The organism is Candidatus Competibacter phosphatis, assembly GCF_012939995.1.
GTDB lineage: Bacteria > Pseudomonadota > Gammaproteobacteria > Competibacterales > Competibacteraceae > Competibacter > Competibacter phosphatis.
On sequence record NZ_SPMZ01000011.1, the window covers coordinates 48,647 to 64,705 of the forward strand.

16 protein-coding genes are annotated in these 16,059 nt (G+C 59.2%); 15 read left to right on the forward strand and 1 reads right to left on the reverse strand.

Annotated elements, in window-relative coordinates:
• The 13 genes from E4P82_RS03540 (at window position 1) to folA (ending at window position 11,264) form a co-directional block, all read left to right on the forward strand.
• A complete protein-coding gene (locus E4P82_RS03540; RefSeq protein ID WP_169247605.1) occupies window positions 1-537 on the forward strand; it encodes a tlde1 domain-containing protein in 537 nt (178 codons plus the stop codon).
• A complete protein-coding gene (locus E4P82_RS03545) occupies window positions 534-773 on the forward strand; it encodes a hypothetical protein (RefSeq protein ID WP_169247606.1) in 240 nt (79 codons plus the stop codon). The genes E4P82_RS03540 and E4P82_RS03545 overlap by 4 nt, the downstream gene beginning before the upstream one ends.
• 842 nt (window positions 774-1,615) lie before the next feature.
• Entirely contained in the window at window positions 1,616-2,041 is a 426-nt protein-coding gene (locus tag E4P82_RS03550; protein ID WP_169247607.1) for a c-type heme family protein, read from the forward strand.
• Window positions 2,008-2,598 (forward strand): c-type heme family protein, encoded by a 591-nt coding sequence (locus tag E4P82_RS22730; protein WP_169247608.1) that lies wholly within the window; start codon window positions 2,008-2,010, stop codon window positions 2,596-2,598. Before E4P82_RS03550 ends, E4P82_RS22730 begins: the two co-directional genes overlap by 34 nt.
• Window positions 2,599-2,643: 45 nt before the next feature.
• Window positions 2,644-3,186 (forward strand): DUF8082 domain-containing protein, encoded by a 543-nt coding sequence (locus tag E4P82_RS03560; RefSeq protein WP_169247609.1) that lies wholly within the window; start codon window positions 2,644-2,646, stop codon window positions 3,184-3,186.
• Between the two features lie 423 nt (window positions 3,187-3,609).
• Window positions 3,610-5,379 (forward strand): aspartate--tRNA ligase, encoded by a 1,770-nt coding sequence (aspS, locus tag E4P82_RS03565; protein WP_169247610.1) that lies wholly within the window; start codon window positions 3,610-3,612, stop codon window positions 5,377-5,379.
• Window positions 5,376-5,849, forward strand: a complete 474-nt coding sequence (gene nudB, locus E4P82_RS03570; RefSeq protein WP_246327340.1) for a dihydroneopterin triphosphate diphosphatase — start codon at window positions 5,376-5,378, stop codon at window positions 5,847-5,849. The genes aspS and nudB overlap by 4 nt, the downstream gene beginning before the upstream one ends.
• Window positions 5,846-6,196, forward strand: a complete 351-nt coding sequence (locus tag E4P82_RS21725; RefSeq protein WP_246327341.1) for a hypothetical protein — start codon at window positions 5,846-5,848, stop codon at window positions 6,194-6,196. Before nudB ends, E4P82_RS21725 begins: the two co-directional genes overlap by 4 nt.
• Window positions 6,145-7,638, forward strand: a complete 1,494-nt coding sequence (locus E4P82_RS21730) for a putative bifunctional lysylphosphatidylglycerol flippase/synthetase (RefSeq protein WP_246327342.1) — start codon at window positions 6,145-6,147, stop codon at window positions 7,636-7,638. The genes E4P82_RS21725 and E4P82_RS21730 overlap by 52 nt, the downstream gene beginning before the upstream one ends.
• Window positions 7,568-8,461: a phosphatidylglycerol lysyltransferase domain-containing protein gene (locus E4P82_RS21735; RefSeq protein ID WP_478219225.1), complete on the forward strand. Its 894-nt coding sequence runs from the start codon at window positions 7,568-7,570 to the stop codon at window positions 8,459-8,461. Before E4P82_RS21730 ends, E4P82_RS21735 begins: the two co-directional genes overlap by 71 nt.
• Window positions 8,431-9,921: a virulence factor family protein gene (locus E4P82_RS21445; RefSeq protein WP_211203013.1), complete on the forward strand. Its 1,491-nt coding sequence runs from the start codon at window positions 8,431-8,433 to the stop codon at window positions 9,919-9,921. Before E4P82_RS21735 ends, E4P82_RS21445 begins: the two co-directional genes overlap by 31 nt.
• Window positions 9,922-9,924: 3 nt before the next feature.
• Complete coding sequence (locus tag E4P82_RS03585; protein WP_169247611.1) at window positions 9,925-10,758, forward strand: symmetrical bis(5'-nucleosyl)-tetraphosphatase; 834 nt, start codon at window positions 9,925-9,927, stop codon at window positions 10,756-10,758.
• On the forward strand, window positions 10,755-11,264 hold the full coding sequence (gene folA / locus E4P82_RS03590) for a type 3 dihydrofolate reductase (protein ID WP_169247612.1): 510 nt from the start codon (window positions 10,755-10,757) through the stop codon (window positions 11,262-11,264). The genes E4P82_RS03585 and folA overlap by 4 nt, the downstream gene beginning before the upstream one ends.
• 108 nt (window positions 11,265-11,372) lie before the next feature.
• Here the strand turns inward: folA and E4P82_RS03595 are convergent, their stop codons facing one another.
• Window positions 11,373-11,633 carry a hypothetical protein gene (locus E4P82_RS03595; RefSeq protein WP_169247613.1) on the reverse strand — a complete coding sequence of 87 codons (261 nt, stop codon included), beginning with the start codon at window positions 11,631-11,633 and terminating at the stop codon, window positions 11,373-11,375.
• A 377-nt stretch (window positions 11,634-12,010) separates the two neighbouring features.
• Between E4P82_RS03595 and E4P82_RS03600 the strand changes: the two genes are divergently transcribed.
• Both E4P82_RS03600 and E4P82_RS03605 read left to right on the forward strand, forming a co-directional pair.
• Window positions 12,011-13,492, forward strand: coding sequence for an efflux transporter outer membrane subunit (locus tag E4P82_RS03600; protein ID WP_169247614.1), 1,482 nt, complete (start codon window positions 12,011-12,013; stop codon window positions 13,490-13,492).
• Between the two features lie 214 nt (window positions 13,493-13,706).
• The gene (locus E4P82_RS03605; protein ID WP_169247615.1) at window positions 13,707-15,926 is read left to right on the forward strand and encodes an FHA domain-containing protein; all 2,220 of its coding nucleotides are present in this window, start codon (window positions 13,707-13,709) and stop codon (window positions 15,924-15,926) included.
• Window positions 15,927-16,059: the final 133 nt, after the last annotated feature.

Genomic DNA, 16,059 nt, shown 5'->3' on the forward strand with positions numbered 1-16,059 from the left:
ATGGGCGATTACAGCAGCGAGCGATACAACCCGACGTTCCCGCACTGCGGCCAGTTGCGGCTGTTCTTCGAAGGTTCTCAACTGCGCATGAGCGGCGGCAGCCAGACCTACAGCTACCTGGCAGTGTCCGGCAGGCCGGTCAACGGCCGCTTCGATTACAGCGCGGCGCGGCAACGAGTTTCCGGGGAAGGCCCGATCCCCCAGGGCATTTACTGGATTCGGCCGGACGAATTGGATGACAACTGGCTGAATTGCCGACTCTCGGACAGTTTCGCCAATGCTTGGGGCCGGTATCGGATTTCAATCCATCCCTTCACCACCACCGAGACTTTCGGACGCGGCGGGTTTTTCATCCACGGCGGCACCACGCCCGGCAGCGCCGGCTGCATCGATCTGACCAACCACATGGACCGGTTCGTGGCGGATTTGCGCCGGGAAGTGGGCACATCGGCGCAAACCTGTCAGATCCATCTCGAAGTCCTGTATCCGCTACCGCCGGGCGATTATCCAATACCGGGCAACACCCGCATCGTATGAATCTCCGGCGTGTGCTCTCCATCATCGTGGCGGTGCTGCTGGTCGCCACTCTTGGCTGGCTGCACTACGAGCTGCTGACGGAAGCCTACGGCAGCGGCCCGCCCCATTACGGCCAAACCACCAATATGGATAAGTGGAGCAGTCCCTGGCCAGGATTGCTGAAGGTCGATGCCATCGGCGCCGCGATGCTCCTCGCGCTGCTGCGCTGGGGGATTTTCCCCAAATCCCACCGCTAATCGGGCTGGATGAATCGCGGGGCGGATCGGCCGCCGCACGCGGCACGCCCCCAACCTCATGCTCCCGGCTTCCGAGCCAGCCAACCCATCGTAACTTCTTAAAATATCGTTATATTACATCAGCTTATTTTGTTGGCGATCGTCTAGAGGTTTTGTCACGACTCAAGGGAACGCCCTCCTGATCTGGGTATTTTCCAGTCCGCCAGTCCAAAGACTCGCTTCAAGTAGGCCAACTGTCGGAAGCAGTTGGCGCACCTCGTCAATTTCATGAGCATTTTTTATTGGAATTACAATCATTTTTTTTAATATATGACACTTAATCGTGTCAATTTGGCCCGCTTGTCGACGCAGTGGCATGACCCGGCAAGGCTTTGAATTGCATTGCGTTTGATGCATATCACTTTATATAAAAAATTTTGATTTTTATTTTTATTTTATTTTTTGTTTTCGGCTAGAGAGCGATCTCTCTGGAAGAGAATCGGCAAACAAACCACAAATATGGCACTGTTATTGCTTAAATCAAGTCCGCCTTGAAATATTGACTCAATATGGATTGTGGACTGGTAAAACCAGCACCCCAAGCAGGGTAAGTGGAGATTCTGAATGGGTTTCAAATCGATGTGATCGAGAATTCGATCCGACGATGATTGGCCGCTAGAACTGGTTGAATGACGCCAAGCGTTTACGAAACCGTCTGTATAGAGTTAAACCCGCATTCCTGGTTACGCCCCATTGGGGAATTTCGCGGGTTTTTTTTGGTCTGCTGATAAACTAAAAACAACAAATTGACTGGAACCCATATTGAAATTTAATTCTAACTACTAGAAAATTGGAGAATAATCATGAATGAAGAGCTAAAACCCGCAAAACCGATTATCACAAACAGCCTGATCAAGCGCTTTCGGAAATCGATAATTTGGCTATATATTGCAACTGTCGCAACCAGTGTTCCGATTATTTATTTTGCCACACGGTACCAAGTGTATGCGGAAGCAAATAGAGAGCTATCCTTACTGGAGGATTCTCTTTCATCATTACGCGAATATATTGCCAAAGATGTTCGCCCAGGTCTGCTGCAAGCGAATTTGTTTGAATCGCCCGCGATTTCTGGCATATTGACCACGAGTATAATGGCTGGCTATTTCAGAGAAAAGCAACCCGATTACTACATTAAGGTAGCCTCCGATAATCCCCTGAACCCCCAAAAAATCTGCCGGAGCCTCTCGAAGTCAAATTGCTGGATAAATTTCGGAATAATGAAAACCTGAAAGAAATTACAGAAACCGGGTTGATCAAGGGTCGTCAATTCCTATTTTCTGCTCGTCCCAGTGCAGCCAAGCAGGAATGCATGTCATGCCATGGCGATCCAGGCAAAGCCCCCTTGCCCGTTACCAGTAAATATGGCACGGCAAGCGGATACAATTACAAACCCAACAGTATCGTAGGCACAATAGGAGTGGGCGTGCCTTTGGTGGATATCAACGCCTTGGTGATGCAGCGCGGGTTAGTGGCGATGGGAATAATCACCGTGATTTTCGGTTTGATCTTTATAATAATTAATGCCTTGGTGAAGAAAAGCATTCTATTGCCGATTAACAACATTACCGAGGCTTCGATAGTTTTAAGCAAAGGAGATCTGGATCACGAGATCCATATCGAGCGAGATGGTAGTGAAATTGGTGAACTAGCAAACTCTTTCGAGCTATTGAGACGCAGTTTAAAAGTGGGCCATGGAGCAATCAAAAATAATAATCCGTGTCAAAGTGCTGGTTTATTGACAGAGGCATCACTTGGTCGCCGCAAGTTAATAAACCAGCACTACTGATTGCCCAGCATCAATTGCTCAAATTCTCATGCAAGGTTTATGAGTATGCACAATTCATCACCAATATCTCTAGCCACTATAGTCACCGAACTCCAACGAGTTTGTCAGGAGAAGCTCTCGGGCACAATAAATATTTTGACAGAGAATCGTCAATTGGCCCGGATCAGTCTTCTGGATGGCAATATCGTGGCGCTATTCTGTATGAGCAAACGGGGCGCGGAGGCATTACCGCTGATCCGACAACTCAATCCCAACTGGTTCCAGTTTATCAAAGGGAGCAGTGTTACCGCCGATTCCAATTTACCCGCAACCGCCGACATCGTTAATTTTCTTACCAGTACCGCTTCTTCTTCCACAAAATCGGAACCGGAAAAGAATACACTACTTGAAATACTTCCCCAGCGGATTCTCACAGTGTTGAAAGAAATGCTGAATGAGTTTATGGGTCCGGTGGCACCCATGATTTGCAACAAGGTTCTACGACAAGCCTCGAACTTGGACTCGGCAATTGACTTGTTGGCCAGAGAAATTCCCGACCAGCAACAGGCCATTAAATTCCAGGAGCAGGTCAGACAAAAAGTTTTCTGAGGTAATGGAAAATCGAGGCCCTTGATGGCTGAGGTGACGATAATCGCCAGGGTTTTCGATAATGTCCGATCGCTTGTTTCGCTCTCCCCTGCCAAGTGAGAGAACACAGAGTGAAGAACGAAAAACAATCAAGATGAGGGGATCAGCCTTTGCAACCGCGTCCCTCGTCCCACAACCTCTTTCCCACCAGCGGGAGAGGGGTTGTGAATGCTCACGCTGGATACAAAATGTAACGTCGCCAACCGTTCGGGACATTGGCCACAAGCGTCATCTGGTGTTGGTCCACAGGGTTTCGGGGTGCCGGCCAATCCCTACCTAATCATCGTGGTCACAGTTGCGGCTATCGCCCTGAATCCGTACCATTTCCGCTCTTGTCAGCGGCTATCCCGCCTTCCCTGCCTTGCACGACGGAAATCAAACACCATGCGCAGCCACTATTGCGGCCAAGTTACCGAAACCCTGCTCGATCAGGATGTCACCCTCTGCGGTTGGGCGCACCGCCGCCGCGATCACGGCGGCGTGATCTTCGTCGATCTGCGCGATCGCGAGGGTCTGGTGCAGGTGGTGATCGATCCCGACGTGCCGGACGCCTTCGCCAGCGCCGAGCGGGTCCGCAACGAATACGTGCTGCGGGTGATCGGGCGGGTGCGCCGCCGGCCCGAGGGCACCGAAAATCCCAATCTGCCCACCGGCGCGATCGAAGTGCTGGCCCGCGAACTGGAAATCGTCAACCGTGCCGAGCCGTTGCCGTTCCAGTTGGACGACGACGATACTTCCGAGGAAGTACGACTGCGCTATCGCTACCTCGACCTGCGCCGGCCGGCGATGCAGGAGCGCTTGCGGCTGCGCGCCCGAGTGATCGGCGCCCTGCGCCGGCTCCTGGAAGAACGAGGTTTCCTGGACATCGAAACCCCGATGCTGACCAAGGCCACCCCGGAAGGCGCCCGCGATTACCTGGTGCCCAGCCGCACCCATCCCGGCAGCTTCTTCGCCCTGCCGCAATCGCCGCAGTTGTTCAAGCAATTGCTGATGATGGCCGGCTTCGACCGCTACTATCAGGTGGTGCGCTGCTTCCGCGACGAGGATCTGCGCGCCGATCGCCAGCCGGAATTCACCCAGCTCGATATCGAAACCTCGTTTCTGGACGAGCAGGGGATCACCGATCTGATGGAAGACGTGATCCGCCGGATGTTCGCGGAAGTGCTGGCGGTGGAACTGCCCAATCCTTTCCCGCGCATGCCCTACGAAACGGCGATACAGCGCTACGGTTCCGACAAGCCGGATTTGCGCATCCCGCTGGAACTGACCGAACTGTCGGATCTGATGGCCGGTGTGGAATTCAAGGTTTTCGCCAACCCCGCTAACGATCCGAATGGCCGGGTGGCGGCGTTGCGGGTCCCGGACGGCGGCAAGCTGACCCGTCGCGAGATCGACGTCTACACCGAATTCGTCGGTCGCCATGGCGCGAAGGGACTGGCCTACATCAAGGTCAACGATGTCGCCGCCGGCCGCGAGGGGTTGCAAGCACCGATCGTGAAATTCCTGCCCGACGAAGTGCTGGCCAAGATCCTGACCCGTACCGGCGCGGAGAACGGCGATTTGCTGTTCTTCGGCGCGGATTCGGCCAAGGTGGTCAACGATGCACTGGGCGCCTTGCGGATCAGGCTCGGCCACGATCTGGGCCTGGTCAAAGGCGAATGGGCGCCTTTGTGGGTCGTCAATTTCCCGATGTTCGAGTGGGACGAGCACGACCAACGCTGGAATGCCTTGCACCATCCCTTCACCGCGCCGCGCACCGATGATCCCGCCGAAGTCCAAGCCAATCCCGGCCGCTGCCTGTCCCGGGCTTACGACATGGTGCTGAACGGTAGTGAAATCGGTGGCGGTTCGGTGCGTATTCATCGTCAGGAGATGCAGAACATGGTGTTCGAACTGCTCGGCATCGACGCCGAGGAAGCGCGCGCCAAGTTCGGTTTTCTGCTGGACGCGTTGAAATTCGGCTGCCCGCCGCATGGCGGTCTTGCCTTCGGCCTGGATCGACTGGTGATGCTGATGGCCGGGGTTGCTTCCATCCGCGACGTGATGGCTTTTCCCAAGACCCAGAGTGCCGCCTGTCTGCTGACCCAGGCGCCGGCGCCGGTCACCGAGACGCAGTTGCGCGATCTCAACATCCGTCTGCGCCGCACGCCTTGAAAAAACCACTCTCAGCCCCGACCGCTCTCCCACCGGAAGAGCGGCGACTGAAGCGCCCGGAATCGGTGCTGGTGGTGATCTACACCGCGATGGACGAGGTGCTGGTGCTGCGCCGCCGCCAACCGGCGGATTTCTGGCAGTCGGTGACCGGCAGCCTGCGCTGGGAGGAAACCGACCCACTGGTGGCGGCCCGGCGGGAGCTGCGCGAGGAAACCGGGTTGGGCGACGACGCGGAAGTCGTGGCCTGCGGCACGGTCAACCGCTTTCCGATCTTGCCGCCCTGGCGACATCGCTACGCCCCGGATGCCGTCGAGAACGTCGAGCACGTCTTCCGGGTCCGTCTGTCCGAACGTCCGCTCATCACCTTGAATCCCGCCGAACACAGCGAATATCGCTGGCTGGTCCGCGCGGTGGCGGCGACCCAAGTCACGTCTTACACCAATCGAGAGGCTATCCTGCGCCTGCCATGAAAGTGCTGTTCGCCCGCCTCGCGGGTCCGCTCATCGGGCTGATGCTGTTCGCCGGCGCTCTATGGGTATTGCATCAAGCATTGGCGGAATATCGCTACCAGGATGTTGTCGCCTATCTTCGGCACTTACCGTCCTCGCAATTGTTCGCCGCCCTGCTGGGCACGGCGCTGAGTTATCTGGTCACCACCGGCTACGACTGGCTGGCGCTGCGCTACGTCCGCCGACCGCTGCCCTGGTCCAAGGTCGCTTCGCCGCCCTGCTCAGTTATGCCTTCAGCAACTCGGTCGGATTGTCGGTGCTCACCTCCAGCTCGTTGCGCTTCCGCCTGTATTCGAGTTGGGGCCTGAGCGCGGTGGATATTGCCCGGATCGTCCTGTTCACCACCCTGACCCTGTGGCTGGGCATCCTAACGGTCGGCGGCGGCGTGCTGATGTTGGTTCCGCTGGATCTGAGCGCGATTCCCTGGCTGAACATGGACAGCCGGCTGCTGGGTTTGCTACTGCTGATCCCGCCGGTGGCTTACCTGTTGCTCGGCGTGCTGCGTCGCCAACCCTTGCGATTGGGGCACTGGCAACTACCGATGACACGGCCCCGGCTGGCCTTGCCGCAGTTGGCGGTCGGCGCGTTGGACTGGGTCATGGCCAGCCTGGTGTTGTATACCTTGCTACCGGCCTCCGAGACTCTTGGTTTCGGCCATCTGCTCGGCGTGTTCCTGGTGGCGCAGATCGCCGGTTTGCTCAGCCATATCCCCGGCGGGCTGGGGGTGTTCGAATCGCTGGTGCTGCTCATGCTCCAGCGCGAGTTGCCGGCCGCCGATCTGCTCGGCGCGCTGCTCGCCTTCCGCCTGATTTATTACCTGCTGCCGCTGGCGCTGGCCGCCATCGTGCTGGGTCTGCATGAGCTGCGGCACTACCGGGAACGGGTGTTGTGGCTACCGCGCGCGGTGGGACCGTGGGCGCCGGTGCTGCTGCCGCATGTGTTCGCCCTGCTGGCGCTGATCAGCGGCGCGGTGCTGCTGTTCTCGGCCGCGACTCCGGCGGTGGAAGCGCGGTTGGTGTGGTTACACCATAGAATCCCGCTGTCGGTTCTGGAAATTTCCCATTTTATCAGCAGCCTGGTCGGCATGGGTCTGCTGCTGCTGGCGCGGGGTCTGCAACGCCGGCTGGACGCCGCCTGGCTGCTGGCCGTGGCTTTCCTGGCCGCCGGCATCGCCGCCTCGCTGCTGAAAGGCGCCGACTACGAGGAAGCGATCATCCTGTCGGTATTGCTGGCCGGATTGCTGCCGTCCCGACGGCAGTTCTATCGCCGCGCTTCGTTGTTCGGCGAACGCTTTACGCCGGGCTGGCTCGCCGCCATCGCCGTGGTACTGCTCTGCTCGCTCTGGCTGGGCTTTTTCTCCTACAAGCATGTCGAGTATTCCAACGAACTGTGGTGGAAATTCAGCTTCAGCGGCCGGGGCGAAGCGCCACGGTTTTTGCGCGCGATGGTGGGCGCCATGGGCGTGGCGCTGTTCTTTGGCGTCGCCAAGCTATTGCGGCCGGCGCCGTTCGAGCCGACCCTGCCGGGCCCGGAGGAAAAGCGTCAGGCCCACGCCATCGCCGCCGCGTTTCCGCGCAGCTACGCCCACTTGGCCCTGCTGGGCGACAAGGCATTGCTGTTCAACGCCGATCGCAGCGCGTTCCTGATGTACGGCGTCGAAGGACGCACCTGGGGTGGCAATGGGCGACCCCATCGCCGCCAACGAACGGGAGCGGCGGGAACTGGCCTGGCAATTCCGCGAATTGTGTGAGCGCCATGGCGGTTGGCCGGTGTTCTATCAGATCTACCCGGATAACCTGGGCCTGTACGTGGAACTGGGATTGACCTTGCTCAAGTTCGGCGAGGAGGCGCGGGTGCCGCTGGCGACCTTTTCGTTGGACGGCAAGTCGCGCAAGACCATGCGCCATAGCGTCAACCGGCTGGAGCGGGACGGCTATCGATTCGAACTGGTGGATACCGCCGCCGTGCCAGCGTTGCTGCCCCAACTGCGGGCGGTTTCCGATGCCTGGCTCGTTGGCAAAGGCAGCGGGGAGAAGGGGTTTTCGCTCGGATTCTTCGACGAGGATTATCTGCGAATCGGCCCGATCGCGGTGGTGCGGCACGATACCGAGGCGGTGGCCTTCGCCAATCTGTGGCAAGGCGGCGGCGAGGAGCTATCGGTGGATTTGATGCGCTACCACCCGGACAGCGCCCAAGGCGTAATGGATTATCTGTTCATCCGCATCATGTTGTGGGGCCGCGAACAAGGCTTCGCCTGGTTCAATCTTGGCATGGCGCCGCTGTCCGGTCTGCAAAACCGCAGCCTGGCGCCGTTGTGGAACCGGTTCGGCGCCTTGGTTTTCGGTCGCGGCGAGGCGTTTTTACAATTTTCGGGGTTTGCACCAGTACAAGGACAAGTTCGACCCCCGATGGGAAGCGCGCTATCTGGCGGCACCGGGCGGCATGATGGTGTTGCCGAGGGTGCTGGCGGACCTGACCGCGCTGATTGCCCGCGGCTACAAAGAAGCCATCGAACCATAACGACGACGACCCAGGATCAATCATGCGTGCCCTATCGCGAATGCTGTATCTGATCGCTGTTCTACTGACGTCCGCCGCGCGAGCGGACGTCGTCGAGGAAACGCTGGACAACCCCATCTTCGGCAAACTCGCCGTTTATCATGCCGCCGACGAACCCAAGGGCGTGGTGCTGTTCGCCTCCGGCGCGGGCGGCTGGAACGCCGAACTGGCTGCGGTGGCGCGGGAAATCGCCAATCTGGATTACACGGTCGCGGGCATCGATTCGAACGAGTATCTGGCACGGCTCGATCGCTCGACGGCCCCCTGTGCCAATCCATCGATGGATCTTGAGCAGTTGAACCGCTCGATGGAGCAGCGCTATCCGCCGGCGACCCACCTGCCGCCAGTCCTGCTGGGACAGGGTATCGGCGCGACGCTGGACTACGCGGCGCTGGCCCAGGCGCCAGCCGAGCGCTTTCATGCCGGGATCGCGGTGGATTTCTGCCCGGAACTGCCCTTGCGCAAGCCTTTGTGTCCGGGCGTGGGAAATCTGGAGGGCACCGCGTCGCCGGATCACAAGAGCGTGTCATTGAAACCCATCAACCGGCTGCCGACCACTTGGTTCGCGTTTCAGAACCAGCCAAGCTGCGACGCCGGGATCGCCGCGCAATTCATCAAATCGATCCAGCTCGCCCGGTTGACCGACATCGCGGGTGGCGAAGGCACCAAGACCTGGCTGCCGCAGGTCTCCGCCCTGTTGCAATGGCTGGACCCGAGCATCGTCCGACAGGTGCAGCCCGATGCCAGCGTCAGCGGCGTGCCGCTCACCGAAGTGCCGGCCACCGCCGGTCCCGACCGGCCGCAATTCGCGATCATGTTCTCCGGTGATGGCGGTTGGGCGCTGCTCGACCGCGCCGTGACGGCGGAGCTGGCCAAAAACGGCTTGCCCTCGGTGGGCTGGGATTCGCTCAGCTATTTCTGGAAACCGCGCCAGCCGGACCAGGTGGCGCTGGATCTGGAACGGGTGTTGCGCAAGTACATGACAGACTGGAAGAAGGAACGGATCGTGCTGATCGGCTATTCGTTCGGGGCGGATGTGCTGCCGGCCACGATTAACCGCTTGCCGCAAGACTTGCGCGACCGGATCGATCTGGCGGTCTTTCTAGGGTTGTCGGATTACGCCACCTTCGAATTTCATCTGAGCGACTGGATCAGCGACGAAGCTGACGAAGGCGGTCTGGCGGTGCGGCCGGAATTGGCCAAGCTGGCCAGCCTCAAGCGGTTGTGCATTCATGGTGAAGAAGAGGAGGACGCCTCCTGCCCGAAGTTGACCGATCTGGGGGTAATCGCCGAAAAGATGCCTGGGGACCATCATTTCGACGAGGATTACCCCGGAATCGCCCGCCGCATTCTCGAACTGTTGCCGCCACCACCCGCGACGACGGCACCGCCACCGCCACCGCCCGCGACGACGGCACCACCGCCGCCACCGCCCGCGACGACGGCACCACCGCCGCCACCGACCAGGAACTGAAACATGGCCGTTTACGCCATCGGCGACATTCAAGGTTGTTACGATCCGCTGCGGCGCTTGCTCGACCTGCTGCGTTTCGACCCCGCCGCCGACGTGCTGTGGCTGGTCGGCGACCTGGTCAACCGTGGGCCGCACTCGGTCGAGGTGCTGCGATTGGTACATGGCCTGGGCGAGCGAGCGGTGGCGGTGTTGGGCAACCACGATCTGACTCTGCTGGCGGTGGCCGCCGGCCAAGTGAAACCCAAACGCAAGGATACCTTCCATTCCATCCTGGATGCCCCCGACCGCGACGAACTGATGGACTGGCTGCGTCGATGTCCGCCGCTGCATCACGATGCCGAACTGGGCTTTACTCTGGTCCATGCCGGCTTGCCGCCACAGTGGGATCTGGCCTTGGCGCAACGCTGCGCGGCGGAACTGGCGGCGACTCTGCGCGGGCCGGATTACCAGCAGTTCCTGGCGCACATGTTCGGTGGTGAGCCGCGCCGCTGGCGGGATGACTTGAGCGGTTACGACCGGCTGCGTTTCACCGTCAACGCCCTGACCCGAATGCGGTTCTGCACGGCGGACGGTGCGTTGTCCTTCGCCGAAAAAGGGCCGCCCGGCAGTCAGGGACCGGACTTGCTGCCCTGGTTCGCCGTGCCGGGGCGGCGTAATGCCGATCTCAATCTGGTATTCGGCCACTGGGCTTCGTTGGGCTACTACCGTGTGCCGGGTATTTACGCGCTGGACAGCGGCTGCGTCTGGGGCAACCGGTTGACCGCCATCCGGTTGGACGAACCCGGCGTTCCCGCTTGGAGCGTGCCGGCCCACAACCTGCCGCCGGCGCTGGCATGAGCGCGTCATTGACACTGATCGCCGCGTTGGCCCGCAACCGCGTCATCGGCCGGGATAATCGCCTACCCTGGCATTTGCCGGCGGATTTGCGCTTTTTCAAGCAGGTCACGATGGGCAAGCCCCTGTTGATGGGCCGGCGCACCTGGGAATCCATTGGCCGACCGCTGCCAGGTCGCCGGATGATCGTGCTGAGCCGCGATCCAGCTTATCAGGTCCCCGGTTGCACAGTCGCGCGGTCACTGGACGAAGCGTTGGAGATGGCCGGCGCGACCGCCGAGCCGATGGTGATCGGTGGAGCGATGCTGTACCGACAAACCTTGCCACAGGCCGAGCGGTTGTATTTGACTTTGGTCGAAGCCGACATACCCGGCGATGCCTGGTTTCCGGAATGGGACGCGCGGGACTGGCGGCTGGTCTGGGAAGAGGCGCATCCGGCCGATGCCAAGCATGTCTGGCCCTATCGCTTTCAGCGCTGGGAGCGGATCCGTGACTTGAGTGGAGGCTGAAGACCGAATCCCGTTTGCGCGGGTTTTCGCTCAAGTTCAAATTCCCCCCGACTCGACACAAAAGCGGCGGCCCCAGGGCCGCCGCTTGCTTTGGCGCGGGTGTCGAGATTAGCCGATCACCACCGTCAACTGCTCGTAATGATCGACCTTGGTCTGGGTGCGCTGGTACTTCTTGTGCAGCTTGTCGACCTTGTACTTGATGAAGCCGATCTGCTTGAAGCCGCCGTTCTGGGTCCACTGGCTTACGAAGCTCCAGGAACCGCTGGTGGTGGTCGAACCGGTGTAGGTATAGCCGCCGCTCAGTTTAGCCATGGCTTGACGGTCGAGGGTCTTGCTCAGGTCCAGGTCTTGGAGGGTGATGGTGCTCATGGTCGTGTCCTCTTCAAAGGGTTGGGAAAGTTTGGTGTTGCTGTACGACCTGAATAAAGCAGAAGGCGTGCCAATACAATAAACACACCAAGAAAATTTTTATTATTTATTTGATTTTCATTTATTTTTTTAAATTATATCGAGGTTTTTCACAACTTGACAGGCCCATGGATTCATTAAAATAGGTTTAAATAAACCAACTAAAAAAGCATGTGTGTTTTGCATATAAAAAACTATTTATCCGACCCAATGTCGAGCCATGGCTGTTTCTTCATGAAACAAGCCAAGAGATCAAGCTCGCAAACTGCAAGATTTTATGGTCTACCATCAATAATGAATCTCAATCACAAAGCCGGCTCAATGAATGTGGTACCGCCATGCAGCAACCGACAAGCACTTTACTTTCCGTCTCCACCGAGGCCGGCATTCCGGGTAAGGGTGCCGCCGGAGTTCGCCGCACGCTGACGAGACTGCTGCGGGTCAGTGTCTGCCTGGTCGCGGTGGCGGGTTGCGCCAATACGGACGATCCAGGCTATCAGCGCCCGTCGCTACCCGAAAAAGAAGGCTGGACCTTGACGGGTGACGGCCCGGTGTCGGCCGCCGACGCCATTCGACCGGATTGGTGGACCCAGTTTGGTGATGCCTATCTGGATAATCTCGTGCGCCAAGCCATCGCCGGCAGTCAGGACGTGAAAATTCTGGCCGCGCGCATCGATGCCGCCGGCATCGGCCTGGAAGAGGAACGGGTCAGTACCCTGCCCAAGCTGAGCTTGGGCACCACCACCGATTTTACCGCGACGCCGAACAACCAGGCGCGTGCCTTCGGGGTGAATGTGTCCGGTCTCAATTGGGAAATCGATCTGTGGGGCAAGGCCCGCAAGGGGATTCGTGCCCAACAAGCCGAATACAAGGCGTCCGAGGCCGATTATCGGGCCGGCTATCTGTCGTTGATCTCGGAAGTGGCCAGCACCTATTTCCAAATCCGCCAGTTCGACGAGCAGATCGCTCGCCAACAAGCTGGTTTGGCCAAGAACCAGCGTATTCTCGGCATCCTGGAACGCCAGCGGCAAGAGGGACTGGTGGCCAACACTCGGGTGCTGCAACAGCGAGCGGAAAACCGTGGCCTGCAACGGGATTTGCTCGATCTGCAACGACAACGGACGCTGACCGAAAATCGCTTGGCGACCCTGCTGGGAATTCCGGCCGGCAATCTGCGTGTCCCCCAGGCGTCTCTCAGCCGCGCCGTGCAACCCCTGGCCGTACCGGCTGGCTTGCCCGCCGATCTGCTGGCGCGGCGGCCCGACATTCTGGCGGCCGAATACCGGGTGCTGCGGGCTTACGAACTGATCGGCAAGGCGCGACTGGCAAAATTACCCTCGATCAGCCTGACCGGCCAGGGTGGACTGGCCAGCGCCGCCCTGGGGGCTCTGTTGGGTAACTGGACGCTCGGCATCGGTTTGGTGGTCAACTTGCCCATATTCGACCCAAGTCTCGATCTGGAGATCAAGCGTACTCAGTTGGACCAGCAAATCGCTGAGGAAGAATATCGCAAGACCGTGATCCTGGCCTTCGAGGAAGTGGAAAATGCCCTGGTGAATCTGGCCAACCGCAAGCAACAGATTGATGAGTTGGAGCGACAACTCAACGATCTGCGCGTCATCGGTAACCAGACCGATGCTCAGTTACAGGCCGGCCTGGTCTCGCAGCTTGAGGTCTTCGAAGCGGAGCGTACCCTGCTTTCGACCGAGCAGACGCTGTTGGAGGTCAAGCATCAGCGCTTACAGGATACGGTCACCCTGTACAAAGCCATGGGCGGCGGTTGGCCTCGGGAAACCGTCGAACTGGCCATGGACCAATAAACCGTGACCATGCGTATTGTCCTACGATCCCTTTCCCACCCCAAACTCGACCTCCTGAGCATCGCCGACGAGCTTTGCTTGATCGGCCGCGACACCCCCCCCCTTTGCTTCCGTCAGGGTCGCGGAAAGTACCGGGCTGGCGGTTCAACACGCCTGCATCTTTCGAAAGGACAAAGAGTTTTATCTGATCGATTTCGGCACTGGTGGCGCTACTTTGCATAATGATCGAGCGCTACCGCCGAAATATCCCACCAAGATCGCTGTCAATGATGAACTCGGGTTTGCCGGCATTTTCAAGTTTCGAGTGGAACGCGACAGCCGAGGCGAACGCGAGACTGTGTCCCCCCCGATGGCGCCGGTACAACTGGCCCTGCTGCCGGCACCCGACAGCGTCACCGGCGAAGCCATCGCCATCCATGGTGTTCCCCCGCTCCTGATCGGCCGCGACATGCTGTTGTCGGCGCCGGTTGAAGACGCCAATGCCATTCCCGCCGCCATCAAGCCGCTCTCCCGCTGTCACGCCTTATTGTTTCTCAGGGGCAACAGCCTGCATGTGATGGATCTGGGCAGCACCAATGGCACCTGGCGTGGCACGGAGCGGATTCCGCCCTATACCGCATTACCGGTCGGTGAGGGCAACACCTTGGCCTTTGGCACACTTCGGCTGAGTTATACGGTACAGATTCGGCGAACCGACGATGCGCATGCGGCGAACCAGGAACCCGACATCGAGGAAACGGCCAGTTCATCGGGGATCTATGCCGTTGGCAGGACTGTTTATATCAAGAAGGGAGCCAATTCGTTCCTGAAAATGCTGGCCGATCACCTTGACGAAACTCCCGCCGAACCGGTCAAAGAAAAAGCCAACCTTGCGACTCCCGCCAACCCAAAACCCATGGGCAAGGCTCGGGCGTTTATCCGGGAACTACAATCAGCCCTTGGCAACGAACGGCCACGCCACCGGGCCTGGCTGGCGGGGGGTAGCATCGCCGTCATATTGGCCGTGGTGGCACTGTACCTCCATAACGCGCCGCAGCGGGAAATCAAGGCGCTGCTCAAACACGGGGACTATCGCACCGGCCTGCTCCAGGCCAGCGAATACCTGAGCCAGCACCCCGGCGACGCCGAGATGTCGACCATGGCCTTGCAAGCGCTGGTCAAGGAAACCGTGCCCGGCTGGCAGGCGGAAATCGAAGCCGGCCATTTCACCGCCGCCGCCGATCGACTGCGGACAATCCAGGGTCAGACCATACCGGAAAGTGGGGTGTTGCTGGGACTGTTGGAATGGATCGGCGACCTGCAAAATTTCCTGGGCGAACGCGGTGGTCGCGATGCGCCACTCAAGCTGTTTCAGGACGAGCAAGCCATCTCCACCTTATTGGAGCGTTGGAACGCCGTCGCCCGGGACTATGAATTGCTATCGCTCAAGATTGCCGACTGGGTGCCCGATTTTCAAAACCTGCGTCGACGGGTGCTGAGCCAACAACGCCTGCTGCGCAACGAGCAAGCAGTCTATCTGAAAGCTATCGCTACCCTCGAACAATCCTTGCGCCAGAAGTTGACGCAGGGCGACACCGATGAAGCATTGGCATCTCTGGAACGCTTCGCGCTGCAATATCCGAGGATTGTCGGTCTGGCGCCGTTGCGCGCGGATATCGCCCAGTTCGAGACACTGCAACGTGCCATCCAGAATCAAGATATGGGCAACCTGCTGGATTGGCGCGAGGTTGCTTTCACCACGCCCTGGGTACGCGAGACCGCGACTCAATGGTTGGAGGAACAACTACCTCCCGCCGAGGTGCTGGAACACTACCAAACGGCGCTGGCCGCCTGGAAGGTCGGCAATGTTCGGCAGGCCATTGCCCTGTTGAAACCGTTGCTTCGGGAACGAGGTGGTCTGATCGTCGCGGCCAAGCTGGAACACTTCCAGCAGGTGGCGGACGCTTTCGAGCAGTTACCGGCCGCTCGGGGGCAGTCGGATTACGGCGAACGCCTACTGGAGCTGAACCATGCGCTGCATCCCAGCGAGGATCGTTTTTTCCTGGACGCCCTCGCCGAGGATTTGCGTCTCCAGCGCCAAACGCTAGCCGCCCGGGCCAAGACCCTGTTTCAACAGGCCACCAGCCACTGGGAGGAATATCGGCGGCGTGGCGGCATCAGTGGCCTGATGCGCCTGGAACAAACCGTTTCCTCATCCTTCAAGCAGCAGACCCGGCGCTTGGCGCAAGCCTACGAAGCCGCCAGCGCCGGCGCGCGAATTTACGATCTGTTGCGCCAAGACTATCCTGAAACGACGCGCAAGCTGTACGAAGACATCCTGGCCGAAACCAGACGCCAGCGACAATCCCTCGCCGATCTCCGGCTGGTGATGAAATCCACCCTGCTGGACGCCAAACTGCAACTGTTGCCGGACCCACGGACCTTGTCGCCATGATCGCTACCCACGACGCCAAATCCCACCCGAATGCCATGCTCGGCGAACAAAGCATGGAAGGGATCGAAATTCTTGCCGCCGAGCCCTCGCGCTTGATTCGCGTCATGATCGCCTTGCTGGCCACCTTGCTGCT

Coding starts and splice junctions, on each gene's coding strand:
- E4P82_RS03540 (WP_169247605.1), top strand. CDS start 1: ATGGGCGATTACAGCAGCGAGCGATACAACCCGACGTTCCCGCACTGC.
- E4P82_RS03545 (WP_169247606.1), top strand. CDS start 534: ATGAATCTCCGGCGTGTGCTCTCCATCATCGTGGCGGTGCTGCTGGTC.
- E4P82_RS03550 (WP_169247607.1), top strand. CDS start 1,616: ATGAATGAAGAGCTAAAACCCGCAAAACCGATTATCACAAACAGCCTG.
- E4P82_RS03560 (WP_169247609.1), top strand. CDS start 2,644: ATGCACAATTCATCACCAATATCTCTAGCCACTATAGTCACCGAACTC.
- aspS (WP_169247610.1), top strand. CDS start 3,610: ATGCGCAGCCACTATTGCGGCCAAGTTACCGAAACCCTGCTCGATCAG.
- E4P82_RS21725 (WP_246327341.1), top strand. CDS start 5,846: ATGAAAGTGCTGTTCGCCCGCCTCGCGGGTCCGCTCATCGGGCTGATG.
- E4P82_RS21735 (WP_478219225.1), top strand. CDS start 7,568: ATGGGCGACCCCATCGCCGCCAACGAACGGGAGCGGCGGGAACTGGCC.
- E4P82_RS21445 (WP_211203013.1), top strand. CDS start 8,431: ATGCGTGCCCTATCGCGAATGCTGTATCTGATCGCTGTTCTACTGACG.
- E4P82_RS03585 (WP_169247611.1), top strand. CDS start 9,925: ATGGCCGTTTACGCCATCGGCGACATTCAAGGTTGTTACGATCCGCTG.
- folA (WP_169247612.1), top strand. CDS start 10,755: ATGAGCGCGTCATTGACACTGATCGCCGCGTTGGCCCGCAACCGCGTC.
- E4P82_RS03595 (WP_169247613.1), bottom strand. CDS start 11,633: ATGAGCACCATCACCCTCCAAGACCTGGACCTGAGCAAGACCCTCGAC.
- E4P82_RS03600 (WP_169247614.1), top strand. CDS start 12,011: ATGCAGCAACCGACAAGCACTTTACTTTCCGTCTCCACCGAGGCCGGC.